Below are 17,454 nucleotides of genomic sequence, written 5' to 3' on the forward strand. Positions count from 1 at the left end.
CCACACGCCCTGTTAACCTGGGACCGGCAATTATAGCGGCTGAAACGGAGAAGCCGACCGGACCTTAAATGTCAGACCACAGACACATGCCGGAAGCCATTCCACCGGAGCCGGACGCCTCAAATGGCAGCCGGGCGAGGCGCCTTTTGCTGAGGCGCCTTATCGATTTTGTCGCTCTGCCCTCGACGTCGGTGGCGCCGCAGGACCGGTCCATGGGGGGCGATATCCTGCTGGAAATGCTGTTTCACGCCTCCTCGGAGGACCGTGAATTCTGTGCCCAGCGCCTGCAGCTCAATAAGGAAGCGCCGCGCCGGCTGATGCGCTATCTCGCCATGTCCGACCTGGAGGTGGCGCGCCCGATTCTGGAGGCCAATGAGGGGTTTGATTCGGCAGATCTTGCGAACATCGCCGATCAGACGACGCTCGATCACAGACTTTTGATCGCAAAGCGCAAACGCATCGATCCAACCGTTGCAGAAGCGCTCTGCAAGCGCGAGGAGGGCGCGGTCCTGAAAGCCCTCGTCACCAATAAAGGCGCGACAATCTCCGAGGCGGGCATGGATTTTCTTGTCCAGCATTCGCGCCGGATCGAGGGGCTGCCAGCGCTGCTGATCAAGCGTCTTGAGCTTATCCCGAGCCAGGCCATGGCGATGTTCTGGTGGTCTGACGGGCCGACGCGGCGGTTCATCCTGCAGCGCCAGGCGGCAGACCGCATAGAGCTGGTGGACCTTTGCTCCGATGTCTTTGCCGTGGCCGCCGAAGAGAACTGGGCCGACCCCGTGGCCCGCAAGACGCTCCAGCTTATCGAACGCCGCCAGCGCAATCGCGCGGCGATCGAGAAGAGCCCGTTCGACAGCCTGGAACACGCCATTGAAGTCGCGGCCGACCGGGGCCTCGACCCGGAACTGGCGCAGGAGATCGGCTTTCTTTCAGGCGTAAAGCCCGTCACAATTGCCAAGATACTGAGCGATCCCGGCGGCGAGGGGCTTGCGGTTCTCTGCAAGGCGACCGGCCTCAAACGGGATTATCTCAGCCATCTCTGGCGCTCCCTTCGACGGCCGATGGCGCTGGATGATGGCAGCGTGCATCCACAATTTGCTTATATGTCAGAGACCTATGAGATGCTGGCTGTCGCGAAGGCGCAGACGACCTTGCGCTACTGGAACTGGTCGCTCTCTTCCTCTTTCTCGCCGCAGGGCGGAGCCTTGGCTGACCCGGATGCGACAGATTCGCCCAATGAATCGCGTTTTTCTGCCTCACGCCGGACCGCTCATCTTGTTTTCGGCGACTAGACTGGAAGAGGGTCTGGTCAAACCTTTATCGAACGAGTAACAGCGACGCTCACACGTCATTGATCGAAGAGCGGAGCGGGTATCTCGTGGGTTATTTTCTGGGGCTGATCTTTGTGCTGAGTGCACTCTGGCTTGGCCTGTCGGGAATTTACGAGCCGTTGCTGCTGACCCTCGGCGGTATTTCAGTAGTGATTGCGATTCTCCTTGCCGCGCGCCTCGAAACGGTGGACCGGGAAGGTTCGCCCTATGGCCGGACGATTCCGATTCTGGCCTACTGGTGCTGGCTGCTGGTGGAAATCTTCAAGGCGAACTGGCCTGTCATCAAGGCCTGTCTCGGCGCCGATCTGAAGATCAACCCGGCGCTCGTGAAGGTGAAGACCCGGTGTGAGAGCAATCTGGCAAAGACGATCTTTGCAAATTCGATCACGCTTACGCCGGGCACGGTCACGGTAGAGGTCGAAGGCGACATGATGCTGATCCACGCTCTCTTTGAAGAGGCTGCGACGCCGGAATCCTTTGAAGAGATGGACCTTCGCTCCTATCGCGCTGCCGATGGCAAGCGTAAGGAGGAGCTGGCCGCATGATTGAGACTGCAGCTGTCGCCATAGTCATTGCGATCGCGCTGACGCTCATCCGGGCGCTGCTGGGGCCGACGCTTTATGACCGCGTGCTCGCGGTCAATTCGCTCGGCACCAAGGTCGTGATCTTTATCGGTTTCCTCGGTTTCGTTCTTGGCCGTCCGGACTGGCTCGATATCGCTGTCCTCTATGCGCTGATCAATTTCGTCTCGACGATCGCCATCCTGAAATTCTTCCGCTACCGCTCCTTCCAGGTGCCGCTCCACCGGCGCCCCGTCCCGAAGGTCACGGCCGGGCAGGGGGGCGACGATGTCTGAGCTCATCGATATTTTCATGATCGTGAAGCCCTGGATCGGCGGCATACTCAGCCTCGCCGGCGCGCTGCTCTGCCTGATCGGGTCTGTCGGTGTGCTGCGCTTTCCGGACTTCTTTACCCGCCTTCATGCCGCCAGTATCACCGATACGGGCGGGGTCACGCTTGCCCTGGTGGGCATGGCGTTCCTCGCGCCAACCTGGCTCATCGTGTTCAAACTGGCGGCCATCTGGCTATTCATCTTCCTGACCAGCCCGACTGGCTCACACGCGCTCGCCAATGCGGCCCACACCGCCGGGCTTCAGCCTGTCATTGGGCGCGATCTTAAACGTGCAGACACTACAGAGGAGGAGGCATGATCGGTTACGCCGGCGCAGATCTCGCCATCGCCCTCATCAACGTTCTTTTGCTCGGCCTTCTCTTCGTGGTCGGTGTTGCGATTGCGCGCATGCGCAGCCTGTTCGCCATCGTCATGCTGTCGGGCATCTACTCCCTGATTTCCGCAACCTGGTTTGTCGCTCTGGATGCGGTCGATGTGGCCTTCACCGAAGCGGCTGTGGGCGCGGGTATTTCCACAGCGCTGCTGCTTGGTGCCATGCTGCTGACGGCGCGCACAGCCAAGCCGGAAACGCGCGCCATGCGGATCGTGCCGATCCTCGTCGTGATCGCGACCGGTGCCATGCTGGTCTACGCGACGATTGACCTCCCCGCCTTTGGCGATCCTGACAGCCCGGCGAACACCTATGTCGGCACGGACTATCTGGAGCGCACGCCGGAAGAGATTGCCGTCCCGAATATCGTGACCGCCGTCCTCGCCAGCTACCGGGGTTTCGATACGCTAGGGGAAACGGGCGTGGTGTTTACCGCAGCCCTCGCTGTCATCCTGCTGCTTGGCTTCGGAGAGCGCTCGCTCGCGGCGACCTTCAATCGCAAGAAGGACAAGAACTGATGGCCGGACCGCGTACAGACCACCATGTTGTCCTGCGCATTGTCGCAAAGCCGCTGATTCCGATCATCGCGCTCTTTGCGCTCTATGTGCATTTTCATGGCGACTACAGCCCCGGCGGCGGCTTCCAGGCTGGCGTCATCATCGTCGTTGCCATCGTGCTTTACGCGCTGATTTTCGGTATTACGCCTGCCATGCGCGCCGTGCCGCCGGTTTTTGCCCGGTCTCTCGCCGGGCTTGGCTTCATCATCTATGCGAGTGTCGGCGTCTGGTCGCTGATCATGGGCGGCAATTTCCTCGACTATGACGTTCTCTTCAATGAAGAGCCGGGCGGCCATATGGGCCAGCACTATGGCATCCTCATGGTTGAGCTTGGCGTCCTGTTCGCGGTCGCAGGCTCCATGCTGTCCATCTTCTACGCCTTTGCGGGCCGGGTGACAGAGATCAAGGACGAGGACTGGTAATGCTCGATTTCGTCCTCGAACGCGGCAATTACTGGGCGATCATCGGCCTGATGATGATCGGCCTCTACACGCTGTTTGCTGCCACCAACCTGATCAAGAAGCTGGTCGGCCTGTCGATCTTCCAGACATCGATCATCCTTTTCTACATCTCGCTCAGCCGTATCGATGGCGGCACCGCGCCCATTCTCTATGGCAAGGATGCCGGCGGACATGGCGGCGGGCATGACGAAGCCTCCGGCGCGCACGGCGCGGCCAGCGAGGCGGCGCACAGCGCTGCGGATGCCGCTCATGGCGCCAGCGACGCGGCGCACGCCGCCGCCAGCGCGCACGGGCTGGAGAATATCTACTCCAATCCGCTGCCACACGTGCTCATGCTCACGGCTATTGTTGTGGGCGTCGCGACGCTCGCTGTGGGCCTCGCCCTCGTTGTGCGTATCCGCGAAGCCTATGGCACCATTGAGAGCGATGAGATCCGCGAGACCGACCTTGAGGTCGCCCGCGCCGAATTCGCCGTCGACAAATCTGATGAGGCCAGCGCAGCATGATGGACTGGATCCTGCAGATCGCGCCAGCCTGGGCTGAAGCGCACGCGCCGGCTCTGCTGATACTTCTGCCCATGCTGGCAGGCCCGCTTTCGGCTTTCCTGCCGGGTGGCGGACGCCTGGCATGGCTCCTAACCGTGGTCGTCACCACGTTGTGTACGCTGCTCTCCATCATCCTGCTCGCTCAGGTCCAGTCGGTCGAGGGCGGGGCGATCATCTCCTATGCCATGGGTGGCTGGGCGCCGCCTCATGGTATCGAGTTCCGCATCGATGCGCTGAACGTGCTCGTCCTGCTGCTTGTCAGCTCGATTGCCCTTCTGACCAGCATCTTTAGTTGGCCGACCATCAAGGCAGAGATTGCCGATGGAAAGCGCGCCATGTTCTTCGGCGCCTTCCAGGTCTGCTTTATGGGCCTTCTCGGCGTGGCGGCGACCGGCGACGCCTTCAACCTTTTCGTCTTCCTCGAGCTCTCCTCCATCGCGACCTATGTGCTCGTCGCGCTCGGGTCGGGCCGGGACCGGCGCGCGCTACCAGCGGCGATCAACTACCTCCTCATGGGCACGATTGGCGCCAGCTTCTATGTGGTGGGTGTCGGCTTCCTCTACGCCGCGACGGGCACGCTCAACATGGCCGACCTTGCCGTCCAGCTTCAGGATGTCGGCGGCAATCGCGCGGTCCAGGTCGGCTTTGCCTTCATCCTGGTCGGGCTTGGCCTGAAAGCGGCAATGTTCCCGCTGCATCAGTGGCTGCCCAATGCCTATGCCTACAGCCCGAGCTTTGTGACCGCGTTCCTCGCCGCGACAGCGACCAAGGTGGCGATCTACGCCATGGTACGCTTCCTGTTCAGCGTCTTCTCGCTCGACTTTGCCTTTGAGGGGATGAGCCTTGCCTTCATCGTGGCGCCCATGGGCATTGCGGCCATGCTCGCCTGTTCCTTCCAGGCGATCTTCCAGGCAGATATCCGCCGGACGCTCGCCTATTCCTCGGTAGCGCAGGTCGGCTACATGCTGCTCGGTATTTCGCTGGGCACGGCCGCGGGCGTTTCGGCCGGCATGTTCCACCTCGTCAATCACGCCCTGATGAAAGGCGCGCTCTTCATGGCCGTCGGCGGTGTCGTGCTGACCTATCAGGGGACCCGCATCCATGACTTTGCCGGCCTTGGCCGCAGCGCGCCCTGGACGATGACGGCATTCGCCATCGCAGGTCTGTCGCTCATCGGTGTGCCGCTGACAGCCGGTTTCCAGTCCAAGTTCGCGCTCGTCTCCGCCCTGCTTGAGAGCGGCTGGTGGTGGGCGGCCCTCATCGTGGTCTTCTCCAGCGTGCTGGCGGTCGTCTATATGGGCCGTATCCTTGAAGCGGTGTTCTTCAGGGCGCCCAACAATCCCCACAAGGAACACAAGGAGGCGCCGCTTCTCATCCTTGTGCCGCTCTGGATTCTGGCCATCGCCAATATCTGGGTCGGTGTCAGTGGGGGCTTTGTCTATGGCCTTGCCGATGACGCGGCATCGGCCCTGTTCATCGGGGGCGCGTCATGAGTGGTGAAACCCTGATCCTCGCAGCCCTGATCCTGCCGCTTCTGACGGCTGGCGGTATCTGGCTTGCCGGTAAGGTGCCGGACGTTCGCGAAGGCGTGACACTTGTGGGCGCCGCGCTGCTCTTCATCGTCGCCTGTCTGCTGGCGGGGACTGTTGCATCTGGCACGCCGGCGGAAGCGGATCTCGGCACCGTGGTGCCCGGCCTCGATTTCGCCTTCAAGCTGGAGCCGCTCGGCGCGATGTTCGCACTCGTCGCCAGCGGGCTCTGGATCGTCAACAGCTTCTATTCCATCGGCTATATGCGCGGTGCGAAGGAGCGCCACCAGACGCGCTTCTATATGTGCTTTGCCATCGCCCTGCTTGGCGCGATGGGCGTCGCCATGGCGGCCAACCTCTTCACACTCTTTGTTTTCTATGAAGTGTTGACCCTGTCGACCTTCCCGCTGGTTGCGCACAAGGGCGATGCCGCAGCGCTACGCGGGGGCCGTATCTATCTGATGACGCTTCTGGCGACCTCGATCGGTCTCTTCCTCGTGGCCATTATCTGGACTGCGACGCTGGCAGGCAGCATGGATTTTGTGCCGGGCGGTCTGCTGGCCGGGGTAGAGGGGGTGACGCCGGTTATCGCCAGCGCGCTTCTCATTCTCTTTGCCTTCGGTATCGGCAAAGCGGCGCTCATGCCGGTCCATTTCTGGCTGCCGAATGCGATGGTTGCCCCGACCCCTGTCTCGGCGCTGCTGCACGCGGTGGCTGTCGTGAAGGCGGGCGTGTTCACCATGGCGAAGGTGGGGCTCTATGTCTTCGGATATGATCTTCTGAAAGACACGCCGGCGCGCGACTTTGTGCTGTTTGTGGCCTGTTTCACCATTGTGGTGGCCTCGCTCATTGCGCTGACAAAGGACGACCTGAAGGCCCGGCTGGCCTATTCGACGGTCGGCCAGCTCGCCTATGTCACAGCCGGTGTCATGCTGGCCAATCAGGCGGGCATGATGGGCGGCGCGCTTCAGATCCCCGCGCACGCCTTTGGCAAGATGACCCTCTTCATGTGTGCGGGCGCGATCTATGTCGCGACCGGCAAGAAAGCCATTTCGGAAATGCGCGGGCTTGGCCGGCGTATGCCCTGGGTCTTCGGCGCCTTCCTTGTGGGCTCGCTCTCCATCATCGGCATTCCGCCCATGGTGGGCGGCTGGCCGAAAGTGCTCCTGATGCTCGGCGCAGCCGATAGCGGCGATTCTTATGTCGCCTGGGTGCTGGTCATCTCATCCCTGCTCAACATCGCCTATCTTCTGCCGATTGCGGTGCTGGGTCTCATGCCGCCGCGCGGCACGCCTGAGCCTGCGCCCTATAAGCGGCCGGAAGGCGCGCCGCCCTTTGCCGTGGCCGCGCCAGTCTTTACCGCCATCGGGACGGTGGTCCTGTTCTTCCTGATGGGTGAGATATACGATTTCCTTCTGCCTGCGATTGGAGGCCAGTCATGAGCGATCATGCAACCCCGCCTCATCTGAGCGACCATGGCGAGCACGCCGTTGACGAGAGCCAGACCACACCGGCGGCCCGCGCCCTCTTTGGCTGGACGACGAAGCCGTGGATCGGCAAGGCCGTGTTCTGGGGTCTTCTTGCCGTGTCGGTCTTCCTGATCGCGCTTGAGCCAATCATCGAAATGATGACGCCGGAGGGCGAGCATTTCCGCCACGCCTATTTCAGCATTGACGGGACAACCGGCTTTAATGGCCTGTGGGGCTTTGGCGCATTCACCCTTGTGGTGCTGGCGGGCTGGCCGCTTGGCCGTCTGCTGCGCCGGTCCGAGGACTATTACGACGACGAGGAAGAACCAGCCGGAACGGAGCCCCACCCATGAACGGGCTGATTGCATCGATCAATCCGGGCCTCGTGCTCATCCTGGCGGGCATGATTGCGGCCGTGACCCCAATCCAGCGCGCGCGCCAGCTGCTCGCCCTTATCGCGCCGGTCATCGCGATCGTGCTCCTGCTTCTGGCGCAGCGCGAGACGGATCTCGCAACCATGTCCATGATGGGCTTCGACATGGTGTTCTACCGCGTCGACTCGCTCTCTTTCATCTTCGGCCTTGCTTTCCTGATCGCGGCCTTCATCAATGCGATCTACGCCCTGCATCAGGACAGCCCGCTCGAGGATTCGATGGGGCTCGCCTATATGGGCGCCGCCGTCGCGGCCGCCTTCTGCGGCGACTTTATCAGCCTCTTTGTCTTCTGGGAGCTGACGGCGGTCACCTCGGTCTTCCTGATCTTCCAGTCCGGCACGCGCGCCGCCTACAAGGCCGGCATGCGCTATCTCGGCCTGCATGTCCTGTCGGGTGTGCTGCTGCTCTTCGGCGCCATGCAGATCTATTTCGATACCGGCGATATGAGCATCCGGGCGCTGGAGCTTGGTAATCCGGGCGTGCTTCTGGTTTTCCTCGCCTTCGGGATCAAGGCCGGTTTCCCCTTCCTGCACACCTGGCTGGCGGACGCCTATCCCAAAGCCACCGTTGTGGGCACGGTCATCCTGTCGGCCTTCACCACCAAGCTTGCCATCTATGCGCTGGCGCGCACCTTTGCCGGTGAGACCAGCCTTGTCTGGATCGGCGCCATCATGACCGTCTATCCGGTCTTCTTCGCGGTGGTGGAGAATGACCTGCGCAAGGTATTGTCCTTCTCGCTGAACAACCAGCTCGGCTTCATGGTCTGTGCCATCGGTATCGGTACGCCGCTCGCGCTCAATGGCGCCGCCGCGCACGCTTTCTGCCACATCATGTACAAGTCGCTTCTCTTCATGAGCATGGGCGCGGTCCTCTATCGTACCGGGACAGCCAAGGCGACAGAGCTTGGCGGCCTGTTCCGCACCATGCCGTGGACGACTGTTTTCTGTCTGATCGGCGCAGCCTCGATTTCGGCTTTCCCGCTCTTCTCCGGCTTTGTCTCCAAATCGCTGACGATGAGCGCCGTCGCCGGTGCAGGCTTCCTCATCCCGTGGCTGATGCTGCTCTTTGCGTCGGCCGGTGTGCTGGAGCATTCGGGCATCAAGATCCCGTATTTTGCCTTTTTCAGCCATGACAGCGGCAAGCGTCCCAAGGAAGCGCCGTTCAACATGCTGGTCGCGATGGGCCTTGCTGCCTTTATCTGTGTCGCTGTCGGTCTGCCAGCCTTCTTCCCCGGCTTTGGCTTCAACTGGCTCTATTCGATCCTGCCTTTCGCCAGCGATCCATATACGATGCGCTACGAGCCTTATACGGGCGACCATATCCTCACGCAGATGCAGCTTCTGATGCTGGCCGTCTTCGCCTTCGCCCTGCTGCAGCGTCTTGGCGCATACCCGCCGGAGAAGCGCGGTATCATCCTCGATACCGACATCCTCTACCGCAAGGTGGGCTACGGCTTTGCTGTCTGGGCCGGCAAGGTCTGGAGCAAGGTCGGCCCGGCCCTGGCCGGCGTGGTTGGCGGTATGGGCTCAAGGACGTTCTCGCGCCTTGAGGCAGCGTTCAGTCCGCGCGGGACGCTTGCCTCCGGTGGGCTCTATAACAGCATGGCCGTGTGGACAGTGGTTCTTCTCGGGCTCGCGCTTCTTGTGGCTTTCTTCATTCGCTAGGTGTCACAGCCTTCAAAGATGAAGAATAGCAGCTCGTTTAACCTCGATTACGTCTCGGAAAGGGTGTGTCCTATAGTTATTCCCTGTGCACATATTTGCGTGTACTGGGAACTCAACTCATCTAGATGAATTTGAATTGGTTGAGAAATATAGGAGATACGCGTGGAAACCGGCACCGAGAAGAATATCGCGGCAACTGACACCCTGGAACTCACGACAGAAATCGTGGCAGCCTATGTCAGCAACAATCCGGTTCAGAGCAGCGACCTTGCGGGTCTGATCCGCAACGTGCATGCGGCCCTGAACGGGTTGAGTGCCGAGGAAAAGCAGGCGCCCGAGGCAAAGCCGGCTATTCCGGTCAAGAAATCGGTCACTGACGACTATCTGATCTGTCTGGAGGACGGAAAGAAGTTCAAGTCGCTCAAACGTCACCTGCGCGCCAAATATGACATGACGCCGGACGAATACCGCGAAAAGTGGGGCCTGCCCTTTGACTATCCGATGGTCGCGCCGAGTTATGCGCGCAAGCGGTCTCAACTTGCCAAGAAGATGGGCCTCGGTACCGGCAAGAAATAGGGCGCTTTTCTAGGCCGGCGCCCCGAATACTGAAAACGCCAAACCATTACGTTGCCGAAATGAAATATTTCGGCAATCTTGGTTAATTTTTATTTGATTGACTCTTGCCGCGCGAATCGAATTGCGACACACCTGATTCTAACGAATCGCACAGGGTGGCTGACGATGAAGAGTCAAGCAGATGTTGTTCGCCTGATCGACGCTCAGAATGAGATTGTCGATTACTGGTTACAGATCAGGGGGATGCAGGCGGCCCCCACACGCAGCGATATCGATCCGGGTGCGCTCCGCGCGCATCTGGGCAGCCTGTCCATCCTCGAACTTGATAGCTCCGGTGAGCAGGCCACATTCCGCCTTGTCGGCACCCAGCTGCGGCATCTCATCGGCGCCGACATGCGCGGCCGAAATATTGATGAGCTGCCAGCCAGCCTGGCCGCGCTCTGGCGCACGGGCCTTGATCTCGGCGCCCAGTCCACAGGACCGCAGAAGGGCATCGCCGAGCTTGCCGACAGTTACCATGCCTGGCTGCGTCTGCCGCTGCGCGCCGACCCGGCTGAGTCCAGCCCCAGCCTGATGCTGTGCCACGACATTATCCGCCGCAAGAAGCCGCGTGCGTCACGCCCACTCTTCTGCCTGAATCCCCTGACGGGAAGGGCCGCAGCAGCCTGATCTCGCAGGAGATTGATTTCCCATACTAGGAATAATATCCTAATTATATACTTTACAAAGCAATCCGTTTTGGGCGATAAAAGCTCAACGGAGAAACGCAATGTCTATTTCGCTTACAGATCCAATCTTCACCGACGAAGACGCAGCGCGCGAACACCTTGAAGCGCAGCGCTGGCCGGACGGCGCCGTGTGCCCGCATTGCGGATGCGTAGGCGAAGATCACGTCACTCCGATTAAAGGTGCCCGTGCGCGTCCATCCAAAGCCCATCCAGAGGGCAAGGAGCGCAAGGGCCTCTATCAATGCAACGGCTGCCGCAAGCAGTTCACCGTCACCGTTAAAACCGTGTTCGAACGCTCTAAGGTGCCGCTGAACAAGTGGCTGGCCGCTACCTACCTTCTGGCGTCCTCAAAGAAGGGCATGTCTGCCCATCAACTGCACCGCATGCTTGGCGTCACCTACAAGACAGCTTGGTTCATGTTTCACCGCATCCGCGAAGCCATGAAAGAAGATAACTCCACGTCTGGCCCTCTCGGTGGCGAAGGCAAGATTGTCGAAGCCGACGAGACCTATATCGGCAAACGTGACGTGCCTTACGTCTCCCCGCGCCGCATCAAGGAAGGCCGTCCTTTCCTCAAGTCAGGCGGCAACCAGAAGCGCCCTGTCGTCTCCCTCGTTGAGCGCGGTGGACGCGTGCGTTCCTTCCATGTCCGCATCGCCAACAAGGCGCAGGTGCGTGACATTCTGGTCCGCAACGCAGACCGTAAGTCCAAGCTCTACACCGACGAATCCCGCCTCTACACGACGACTGGCCGCGAGTATGCCGATCACCAGACCGTCAATCACTCTGCTGGTGAGTATGCCCGCAAAGGCGTTCACACCAACACGATTGAGAATGTCTTTTCTGTCTTCAAGCGCGGCATGATTGGTGTGTATCAGCACTGCGGCGAAGCCCATCTTCACCGCTACCTCTCAGAGTTCGACTTCCGCTATAACCGCCGTCAGGCGCTCGGCGTGAACGATGAAGACCGTCACAACCAGCTTCTCAAAGCCGTGGCAGGCAAGCGCCTGACCTATCGGCGGACTGGTGAAGCCGCGCTCGCCTAAGCAGCTGGCGAGGGCCTTCAAGCGCTACAGGAAGCGCCGTCATCCCAAATGAATCGACTCTGAGACGGTCCACGATTAGTCTTTGCTTACCCACCCCGTCGGATGACGGGACAAGGGAAGCCTTTAGCGAGGCTAGTAGTCGGCGCGCTTAACGTCGGCGAAGGGATGCTGCGAAACCTGCCGATCGGGTCACTCAGGCGTCTCGTGAATTGATGGACGTGATGTGCACTTATCGCCATCGACCGCGTGGCAGCGCGGTATATAAATCCCGTCCGAGACCTTGGGTCACGGGCATGCCTGTGGCCGGAGGACAGATTATGGAACTCCGGTTCACTCTGTCATTGAAGGCTGACCGGCGGGCACTCATCCTGCTGGCACTGCTTCTTCTTTGACGCACTACGGGGGCGCGGGCTGTTGCTCGCGCCTCTTCTTTTAGTCTAACTTTTATATCGCCGATTTATAGGATCGATTGCCCCCATCTTGTGCCGTCGCTCGGACTCACGCTTAGATTTCGCCTCGTCTTTCACGTCCTCTTGTGGCTTTGGCTTGCTGTCCATCAGCCGCTTGAGGGTGTCGTTGAATTTTTGCGTGGCATCATTCATGAGCATTCTCCCTGATCCGCCAGATTTCAAATTGCCGGACATGACGCCGGGACTTAGCGTCTATAGCACGCCACCAACCGGACACACGACTGTCTCGAAAGATATAGCTACCGACATCGGCTCCTTTCTCTTGGCCTGGTCGGATTTCGAGCGCTCGATATCTCGACTGCTGGAAGCGGTCACAGACGAAAACGGCTCAAACAAAGACTGGCGCAGTTTCATATCGTACAGGAAGAAACATGGCCGCCTTAACGATGAGCTGGGGCTACTAAAACCGCGATTGCCGAAAACGGTCCGGATGCTGCGGCGCGTATTCAAGCCCACTCTAGATCTTCACATCGTGCGTAATGTGCTTGCTCATGGTAGCTGCCAAGTCAACTTTCGCGATGGCATGGATGCTGTGTGGGTACAGGGCGAGCTTAAGGGGGTCAGGTACGAGTACGCGATCACGTCGCCAGATTTCAGGGAACTTGAAAGAGGGCTAGCTATAGCGCGCTGCGTCCCCGAACTTGCCCTTATTGATCAGCGCTACGAGACCACATCGCCAGAAAAATCCGCCTTACAAGATTTTCAGCGTAAGCATCATCAGACTCTGACCATTCAGCCCATGCGCCCACTCCGGCCCTGATCATTTGATGGGTAATCTCAATTTCCTGTACCGGCCTGTCGCCGTCTTCTATATCCGAATCACACATGCTTTGTCACGTATATAATTAGGAATAATATCCTACACCCTGTCTCCTCGCTCTAAGGTGGGAGAGTTCAGACAGAGGAGAGTAGGTTATGAACACGCAACAGCGACTACGCGACGAGCACAGCGTCCGCCTGGCGGTCGGCCTGACAGGCTACGCGCTCCAGATTCCGGCGGAGCTGATCCTGTCCTCGGCGGAGCGCGACCACCGCATCGTCCGAGCAAGGCAGGTGGCGATGTACCTGTCGCATATCGGTCTGGGGATGAGCCTGGCGCGCGTTGCCTCAGCGCTGGGGCGCGACCGGTCCACCGTGGCCCATGCCTGTCACAGGATAGAGGACATGCGCGATGATCCGGATGTCGACAACTGGCTCGACGAACTTGAAGCCCGGCTGAAAGGCGCCGCCAATATCGAGCAGCACCAGAGGGATCTGTCGCTCAGCCCGCGTCCGTTGCAGTCGCTGCAACTGAGTTGATCCGCTCCAGCATGGAGGCAAGTCCGTTGGAGCGCTGGGCTGACAGCGTCTCGCTGACGCCGATCTCTTCAAAGAAGGCGAGGGCATCGAAGCTTGCGATGTCGCTCGCCTTCGCGCCCGAATAGAGCCGGATGAGGATGGCGATGAGGCCCGATACGATCAGCGCATCGGACTCGGCGCGGATATCGAGACGCCCGTCCTCGCTTTCGGTGAGCACCATCCAGACCTGGGAGGCGCAGCCGCGCACCCGTGTCTCTTCGGTGCGCTCTTCGGGCGCCAGAGGCGAGTTGGCCTTGCCCATGTCGATGATGTGAGCGTAGCGCGTTTCCCAGTCGTCGAGAAACTCGAATTCGGCAGAAATATCGCTGGCACGTTCCTGAACGGTCATGTCGCCAATCTGGGTATCAAAAGCTCAAAAGAAAGCCCCGACCCCCAGTTGAGGGCGGGGCGAGAGATTGAATACGGGCAAGCCTAATTGCTGACCTTGGCGATGCAACTTCCAATCTCAGCGAGCGCATGTTCGCCAAGACAGAAAGGCACCTCAAAATGCTGGTGCGTGGCAGCGATACACTGTTGAAGGTTGAGCTGTGCCATATTCATACAGCCGCTCGTCTGGCCTTCGGTCATGGCGCTCTGAACCGGTGCAACGCCCGTGGCATCTTCGCTGCCAAGCACGCGGTAGACAGCCAGGGTCGCGATCTTGTCGGCGACCTGTTCGCTGCCGACAGAGACGCTGAGCGGGCTGTTGCTGGACGTGATATTGCTGACATTCACGACCTGCAGCCGGTCTGCACTGCCGCTGACGCTGTTCCAGACGGACGGGGCGCCGCTGCGGCCAGCTGTCGAGAGGACAGAGCCGATGTCCGGCGCATCGAGTGCGGTGGTCATGTTGGGGCGCGCGGTGCGTCCGATCATGGAATCGGCGCGCAGACGTGTCGCGAGGGCGCCCGAATCGCCGAGCTTGCCCTTGGCCCAGCCAAAGGCCTGGAGGCTATAGGCCTGTTCCTTGACGTATTCGGCTGTCGACTGAAGCCGCTGGGCGTCCGCCGCACCGGCATTGAGCGCCGCGCCGACGGCGGTGGTACCGCCATTGATCTTGCGCGCATACCGGCTGTCAGTCTGCAGACCACGAACAAGGAAGTCGCGGCCGTAATAGCCTTCGACATCGCGCACGGCGGCGCGGAATTCAGGGCTTTGCGAGGCGACGAGGGCGGAATAGGCAATCCAGCCGCGCGACAGCTGTTCGGCATTCTGGCTGCCAAGGTCTGTCAGCGCTTCCTGGATACCCTCAACATTCTCGAACTTGTGCTGCTCGATGTCGCTGACGTCGCTCTGATAGGTGGCATAGACAGCCGCTGCGGAAGAAAGGGGATCGGGCGCCGGAGTAATTGAAAAGGCGCTGATGGTCGGCGCTGCCGCACCTTCTGCGGAGGCGGCTTCAGCCCCCGTCTCTGGCGCAGTGGTGTCGCCGGCATCCTGGGCCGTTGCGGAAACAGCGAGGAAAACCCCGGCCGTCAGTGCTGCGTGAAATTTTCCGAGTGTCATTCTGTTTCCCTCTGGAAGAGCGCCGGCACATCCGTGCTCTATCATTCTCGCGCTACAAGCCGTAGTCTATGATCAGTCCACGGGCGACTCAACTTGTATTCTTCAGCGGCGAGAATGAGCGTTAATCCTAACTGATAGATGAACGAAGTGTTTAAAAGCGCAGTCCCCACCGCCGCTCTGATCTGGCTGGCAACCGCCCTGGCCGCCAGCCTTGCCGGCGGGGTGTCCGGTCTTCCGGAGGTGGCTGCCGCCGCTATTTTCGCTGGCGCCGCGCTGCCGGCGGTCTCGACGATTATCGTCGCCCTGAAAGGCAAGCGCTGGCCCGTGGGGCGCAAGGTTGCGCTTGCTGTCCTGCCATGGATCGCCTTGTCGGTCATCGCTGTCTCCCTGACGGGGGGAATTGCCTCGCCAGCCCTTTTGACGGCTGGGCTCGCGCCGCTTTTTGCGCTCGCCTTCGGCTGGCGGACCCGCGCACTTGAGGCTGCGTTCTTCTCACTGGTTGCGCTGGCGGCCAGCATCGCGGCGGCTGCCTTCCTCGAAACCAGCATCATGGACCCAGCGATTGGCCCTCCGAGCGGCCTGCTTGCCATCGGGGCGCTTGCGACCGGCGCGGTGCTTCTTGCCGCCAGTCTGAAATCGCCGGTCTCAAGGGGCGCGCGCAACCGGCGGGGAACAGATGCGCGCGTCAACGCGAGCGCCAGGGCAGAGGCCCGGCCAAACCCCGGCCCGGTAATGATTGTAGACGTCGCAGGCGACGGACGCGTGCGCATGGTCTCGGGCGAGCTCGCCGTCTCTCTGGCACCCCAGCACAAGCAGCCCTTCACAGATGCCTTTCCCGAAGAGCATGAGGACTGTCTGCGCGATGCCCTGTCCGCTGACGGGACCGCCCTGACGCTAGACATCGGTGAGACGCCGCTGGAGCTGATTTTCGACCCGCACGCAGCCGGGACCCGCGTCTTCATCACTGAGGCCAGCCAGGAAGACAGCCCGCAGACAGAGGCGGCTGAGACGATCGCCAGCGATGCCGAGCGACGGGCGCAGGCCGCCGAAGTGGCCCTGGAGGAGCGCACCGCCTTCTTTGCCAGTCTCGGTCATGAGCTGAAGACACCGCTCAACGCCATTCTCGGTTTCTCCGACCTCATGCGCAATGAATTGCGCGGTGAGCTTCCGCAGGCCTACAAGGAATATGTCCAGCTCATCCATGAGAGCGGACAGGACCTGCTTCTCACCGTTGAGGACATCCTGGATTATGCAAAGGCCGAGGCTGGCAGTACGCGGCTCGAGCTGGAGCCGGTGGACCTTGTGGCCAGCAGCGAGTCCGTCATTGCTCAGCTTTCTGGCTTTGCCGAACGGGCCGGTGTGAATATCCGCCAGCGGGCGACCGGCGAGGTGTGGGCCACTGGCGATGCGCGGGCGGTGCGCCAGATCTGGCAGAACCTTCTCTCCAACGCGATCAAATATTCTTCGCCGGGCTCAACCGTCAGTATCGACGCCCGGTCCGGCACGTCGACAGTCGCGCTGTCGGTGCGCGATACCGGGACCGGCATGACTGCGAGCGACCTGGAACTGGTGGCGCGTCCCTTCCAGCAGGGGTCGAATGCGCGGGGCAGGGCGGGCACGGGTCTAGGCCTGGCTGTGGTGAAGTCCTTTGCCGATCTGATGACCGGCAAGGTCATTATCGATACCGCCCCCGGGGAAGGCACGCGCGTGCGCGTCATCCTGCCCAAGGCGGTGGAGGAAGATACAGCAGACCCGGAATCGAAAGCGGACGAAGCCGTCGGCTGATAACAGGGGCAGGGCTAGTGGCGCTTGTTCCGCGCCGCGTTGCGCTCGATCCGCGATTCACGCAGCAGGAGCAGAAAGCCGCTGATCAGCAAAGCGCCGATCAGGACGATCAAGACTTGCAGCGGCAGGAGGCTCGACCCTGCAACATCCTGCGCGCGCGCCGCGATCACATCCTTGCCGCCCAGCGAGAGTGCGTTGACGCCGCCCCGGATTGGCTGTGAAGACATCTGCAGGAGCGAAGAGGCGGCGGTGAAGAGGCTGAACATGGTCGGGTCTGACTTCGCGCATTAGGATCGTGTTAAGGTGAACAGCGTGTTGCAAGCGGCATGCCGGAAAGCGAAAGGGCTCTGATCGATGGAAGACCGCCTGCCAAGCTGGCTCTGGGTAGATGCACTTGTGCGCCGCGTTCAAGTGGCGGGGGCAAGCTGTTTCATTGTCCAGAAAGGCGACAGGGAGCGCGGCGACGTCATCATCAAGGTGGCCGACCTTGCCGGCGGGGCGCGCGTCTATGTTCCGCGCACCAGTATGGAGGGCGAGCGTATCTTCTCTGACATCCGCCTGCAGGGCGTCGGGGAGAGCGAGGCGGAGGCCGATGCCTATGTCCGCCGCGCACGCGAGCGTGACAGCGACCTCTGGGTCATCGAGATTGAGGACAAGGAAGGGCGGACCTTCCTGACAGAAGATGTCGAAGCGCCCGAAGAATCGTCCTGATCTGGTTCGTCTGGGCAGAAC

The 17,454-nt window shown here is 60.9% G+C and carries 22 protein-coding genes; 18 read left to right on the forward strand and 4 right to left on the reverse strand.

What is annotated here, in order from left to right; translation table 11 throughout:
* Window positions 1-68 precede the first annotated feature (68 nt).
* From ABNU55_RS08690 to ABNU55_RS08755, 14 genes are all read left to right on the forward strand, one after another.
* Window positions 69-1,292, forward strand: coding sequence for a DUF2336 domain-containing protein (locus tag ABNU55_RS08690; protein ID WP_348764306.1), 1,224 nt, complete (start codon window positions 69-71; stop codon window positions 1,290-1,292).
* A gap of 86 nt (window positions 1,293-1,378) precedes the next feature.
* Window positions 1,379-1,876, forward strand: a complete 498-nt coding sequence (locus ABNU55_RS08695; protein ID WP_290753739.1) for a Na+/H+ antiporter subunit E — start codon at window positions 1,379-1,381, stop codon at window positions 1,874-1,876.
* A complete protein-coding gene (locus ABNU55_RS08700) occupies window positions 1,873-2,187 on the forward strand; it encodes a monovalent cation/H+ antiporter complex subunit F (RefSeq protein WP_290753736.1) in 315 nt (104 codons plus the stop codon). Before ABNU55_RS08695 ends, ABNU55_RS08700 begins: the two co-directional genes overlap by 4 nt.
* On the forward strand, window positions 2,180-2,542 hold the full coding sequence (gene mnhG, locus ABNU55_RS08705; RefSeq protein WP_290753733.1) for a monovalent cation/H(+) antiporter subunit G: 363 nt from the start codon (window positions 2,180-2,182) through the stop codon (window positions 2,540-2,542). The genes ABNU55_RS08700 and mnhG overlap by 8 nt, the downstream gene beginning before the upstream one ends.
* Window positions 2,539-3,132, forward strand: a complete 594-nt coding sequence (locus ABNU55_RS08710; RefSeq protein WP_290753731.1) for a DUF4040 domain-containing protein — start codon at window positions 2,539-2,541, stop codon at window positions 3,130-3,132. Before mnhG ends, ABNU55_RS08710 begins: the two co-directional genes overlap by 4 nt.
* Window positions 3,132-3,593, forward strand: coding sequence for a Na(+)/H(+) antiporter subunit B (locus ABNU55_RS08715; RefSeq protein ID WP_290753728.1), 462 nt, complete (start codon window positions 3,132-3,134; stop codon window positions 3,591-3,593). The genes ABNU55_RS08710 and ABNU55_RS08715 overlap by 1 nt, the downstream gene beginning before the upstream one ends.
* Window positions 3,593-4,138: a cation:proton antiporter subunit C gene (locus tag ABNU55_RS08720; RefSeq protein WP_290753725.1), complete on the forward strand. Its 546-nt coding sequence runs from the start codon at window positions 3,593-3,595 to the stop codon at window positions 4,136-4,138. The genes ABNU55_RS08715 and ABNU55_RS08720 overlap by 1 nt, the downstream gene beginning before the upstream one ends.
* Window positions 4,135-5,670: a monovalent cation/H+ antiporter subunit D family protein gene (locus ABNU55_RS08725; protein WP_348764307.1), complete on the forward strand. Its 1,536-nt coding sequence runs from the start codon at window positions 4,135-4,137 to the stop codon at window positions 5,668-5,670. Before ABNU55_RS08720 ends, ABNU55_RS08725 begins: the two co-directional genes overlap by 4 nt.
* Window positions 5,667-7,148, forward strand: coding sequence for a proton-conducting transporter membrane subunit (locus ABNU55_RS08730; protein WP_290753722.1), 1,482 nt, complete (start codon window positions 5,667-5,669; stop codon window positions 7,146-7,148). Before ABNU55_RS08725 ends, ABNU55_RS08730 begins: the two co-directional genes overlap by 4 nt.
* Entirely contained in the window at window positions 7,145-7,528 is a 384-nt protein-coding gene (locus ABNU55_RS08735) for a hypothetical protein (RefSeq protein ID WP_290753720.1), read from the forward strand. Before ABNU55_RS08730 ends, ABNU55_RS08735 begins: the two co-directional genes overlap by 4 nt.
* Window positions 7,525-9,273, forward strand: a complete 1,749-nt coding sequence (locus ABNU55_RS08740) for a Na(+)/H(+) antiporter subunit D (protein WP_290753719.1) — start codon at window positions 7,525-7,527, stop codon at window positions 9,271-9,273. Before ABNU55_RS08735 ends, ABNU55_RS08740 begins: the two co-directional genes overlap by 4 nt.
* A 162-nt stretch (window positions 9,274-9,435) precedes the next feature.
* Complete coding sequence (locus ABNU55_RS08745) at window positions 9,436-9,849, forward strand: MucR family transcriptional regulator (RefSeq protein WP_290753716.1); 414 nt, start codon at window positions 9,436-9,438, stop codon at window positions 9,847-9,849.
* A gap of 165 nt (window positions 9,850-10,014) precedes the next feature.
* Window positions 10,015-10,518: a PAS domain-containing protein gene (locus ABNU55_RS08750; protein WP_290753713.1), complete on the forward strand. Its 504-nt coding sequence runs from the start codon at window positions 10,015-10,017 to the stop codon at window positions 10,516-10,518.
* A gap of 100 nt (window positions 10,519-10,618) precedes the next feature.
* On the forward strand, window positions 10,619-11,623 hold the full coding sequence (locus tag ABNU55_RS08755; RefSeq protein ID WP_290753711.1) for an IS1595 family transposase: 1,005 nt from the start codon (window positions 10,619-10,621) through the stop codon (window positions 11,621-11,623).
* Window positions 11,624-12,060: 437 nt separating this feature from the next.
* Here the strand turns inward: ABNU55_RS08755 and ABNU55_RS08760 are convergent, their stop codons facing one another.
* The gene (locus ABNU55_RS08760) at window positions 12,061-12,225 is read right to left on the reverse strand and encodes a hypothetical protein (RefSeq protein WP_290753709.1); all 165 of its coding nucleotides are present in this window, start codon (window positions 12,223-12,225) and stop codon (window positions 12,061-12,063) included.
* Here ABNU55_RS08760 and ABNU55_RS08765 point away from each other — a divergent pair.
* Window positions 12,224-12,853 (forward strand): hypothetical protein, encoded by a 630-nt coding sequence (locus ABNU55_RS08765; RefSeq protein ID WP_290753707.1) that lies wholly within the window; start codon window positions 12,224-12,226, stop codon window positions 12,851-12,853. The two genes, ABNU55_RS08760 and ABNU55_RS08765, sit on opposite strands and share 2 nt — an antisense overlap.
* 155 nt (window positions 12,854-13,008) lie before the next feature.
* Window positions 13,009-13,392 (forward strand): helix-turn-helix domain-containing protein, encoded by a 384-nt coding sequence (locus ABNU55_RS08770; RefSeq protein ID WP_290753698.1) that lies wholly within the window; start codon window positions 13,009-13,011, stop codon window positions 13,390-13,392.
* Here ABNU55_RS08770 and ABNU55_RS08775 read toward each other — a convergent pair.
* Together ABNU55_RS08775 and ABNU55_RS08780 are read right to left on the reverse strand one after the other, a co-directional pair.
* Window positions 13,355-13,780 carry a SufE family protein gene (locus ABNU55_RS08775; RefSeq protein WP_290753696.1) on the reverse strand — a complete coding sequence of 142 codons (426 nt, stop codon included), beginning with the start codon at window positions 13,778-13,780 and terminating at the stop codon, window positions 13,355-13,357. The genes ABNU55_RS08770 and ABNU55_RS08775 overlap by 38 nt on opposite strands.
* An 83-nt stretch (window positions 13,781-13,863) precedes the next feature.
* Entirely contained in the window at window positions 13,864-14,937 is a 1,074-nt protein-coding gene (locus ABNU55_RS08780; protein ID WP_290753693.1) for a hypothetical protein, read from the reverse strand.
* Between the two features lie 138 nt (window positions 14,938-15,075).
* Between ABNU55_RS08780 and ABNU55_RS08785 the strand changes: the two genes are divergently transcribed.
* Window positions 15,076-16,722 (forward strand): HAMP domain-containing sensor histidine kinase, encoded by a 1,647-nt coding sequence (locus ABNU55_RS08785; protein WP_290753689.1) that lies wholly within the window; start codon window positions 15,076-15,078, stop codon window positions 16,720-16,722.
* Between the two features lie 14 nt (window positions 16,723-16,736).
* Here ABNU55_RS08785 and ABNU55_RS08790 read toward each other — a convergent pair whose 3' ends face one another.
* Window positions 16,737-16,988 carry a hypothetical protein gene (locus ABNU55_RS08790; RefSeq protein ID WP_290753686.1) on the reverse strand — a complete coding sequence of 84 codons (252 nt, stop codon included), beginning with the start codon at window positions 16,986-16,988 and terminating at the stop codon, window positions 16,737-16,739.
* A gap of 88 nt (window positions 16,989-17,076) precedes the next feature.
* On the opposite strand from ABNU55_RS08790, the gene ABNU55_RS08795 reads away from it, so the two are divergent.
* Entirely contained in the window at window positions 17,077-17,433 is a 357-nt protein-coding gene (locus ABNU55_RS08795; protein ID WP_290753684.1) for a DUF1491 family protein, read from the forward strand.
* Window positions 17,434-17,454 lie beyond the last annotated feature (21 nt).

Origin of the sequence: uncultured Henriciella sp. (genome assembly GCF_964005855.1) — a bacterium.
GTDB lineage: Bacteria > Pseudomonadota > Alphaproteobacteria > Caulobacterales > Hyphomonadaceae > Henriciella.

What these genes read in the sequence shown, in the direction of transcription:
- ABNU55_RS08780 (WP_290753693.1), bottom strand. Translation starts at nt 14,937, where the DNA reads ATGACACTCGGAAAATTTCACGCAGCACTGACGGCCGGGGTTTTCCTC.
- ABNU55_RS08725 (WP_348764307.1), top strand. Translation starts at nt 4,135, where the DNA reads ATGATGGACTGGATCCTGCAGATCGCGCCAGCCTGGGCTGAAGCGCAC.
- ABNU55_RS08755 (WP_290753711.1), top strand. Translation starts at nt 10,619, where the DNA reads ATGTCTATTTCGCTTACAGATCCAATCTTCACCGACGAAGACGCAGCG.
- ABNU55_RS08730 (WP_290753722.1), top strand. Translation starts at nt 5,667, where the DNA reads ATGAGTGGTGAAACCCTGATCCTCGCAGCCCTGATCCTGCCGCTTCTG.
- ABNU55_RS08700 (WP_290753736.1), top strand. Translation starts at nt 1,873, where the DNA reads ATGATTGAGACTGCAGCTGTCGCCATAGTCATTGCGATCGCGCTGACG.
- ABNU55_RS08770 (WP_290753698.1), top strand. Translation starts at nt 13,009, where the DNA reads ATGAACACGCAACAGCGACTACGCGACGAGCACAGCGTCCGCCTGGCG.
- ABNU55_RS08740 (WP_290753719.1), top strand. Translation starts at nt 7,525, where the DNA reads ATGAACGGGCTGATTGCATCGATCAATCCGGGCCTCGTGCTCATCCTG.
- ABNU55_RS08690 (WP_348764306.1), top strand. Translation starts at nt 69, where the DNA reads ATGTCAGACCACAGACACATGCCGGAAGCCATTCCACCGGAGCCGGAC.
- ABNU55_RS08765 (WP_290753707.1), top strand. Translation starts at nt 12,224, where the DNA reads ATGAGCATTCTCCCTGATCCGCCAGATTTCAAATTGCCGGACATGACG.
- ABNU55_RS08710 (WP_290753731.1), top strand. Translation starts at nt 2,539, where the DNA reads ATGATCGGTTACGCCGGCGCAGATCTCGCCATCGCCCTCATCAACGTT.
- ABNU55_RS08735 (WP_290753720.1), top strand. Translation starts at nt 7,145, where the DNA reads ATGAGCGATCATGCAACCCCGCCTCATCTGAGCGACCATGGCGAGCAC.
- ABNU55_RS08750 (WP_290753713.1), top strand. Translation starts at nt 10,015, where the DNA reads ATGAAGAGTCAAGCAGATGTTGTTCGCCTGATCGACGCTCAGAATGAG.
- ABNU55_RS08720 (WP_290753725.1), top strand. Translation starts at nt 3,593, where the DNA reads ATGCTCGATTTCGTCCTCGAACGCGGCAATTACTGGGCGATCATCGGC.
- ABNU55_RS08775 (WP_290753696.1), bottom strand. Translation starts at nt 13,780, where the DNA reads ATGACCGTTCAGGAACGTGCCAGCGATATTTCTGCCGAATTCGAGTTT.
- ABNU55_RS08790 (WP_290753686.1), bottom strand. Translation starts at nt 16,988, where the DNA reads ATGTTCAGCCTCTTCACCGCCGCCTCTTCGCTCCTGCAGATGTCTTCA.
- ABNU55_RS08795 (WP_290753684.1), top strand. Translation starts at nt 17,077, where the DNA reads ATGGAAGACCGCCTGCCAAGCTGGCTCTGGGTAGATGCACTTGTGCGC.
- ABNU55_RS08715 (WP_290753728.1), top strand. Translation starts at nt 3,132, where the DNA reads ATGGCCGGACCGCGTACAGACCACCATGTTGTCCTGCGCATTGTCGCA.
- mnhG (WP_290753733.1), top strand. Translation starts at nt 2,180, where the DNA reads ATGTCTGAGCTCATCGATATTTTCATGATCGTGAAGCCCTGGATCGGC.
- ABNU55_RS08760 (WP_290753709.1), bottom strand. Translation starts at nt 12,225, where the DNA reads ATGAATGATGCCACGCAAAAATTCAACGACACCCTCAAGCGGCTGATG.
- ABNU55_RS08785 (WP_290753689.1), top strand. Translation starts at nt 15,076, where the DNA reads ATGAACGAAGTGTTTAAAAGCGCAGTCCCCACCGCCGCTCTGATCTGG.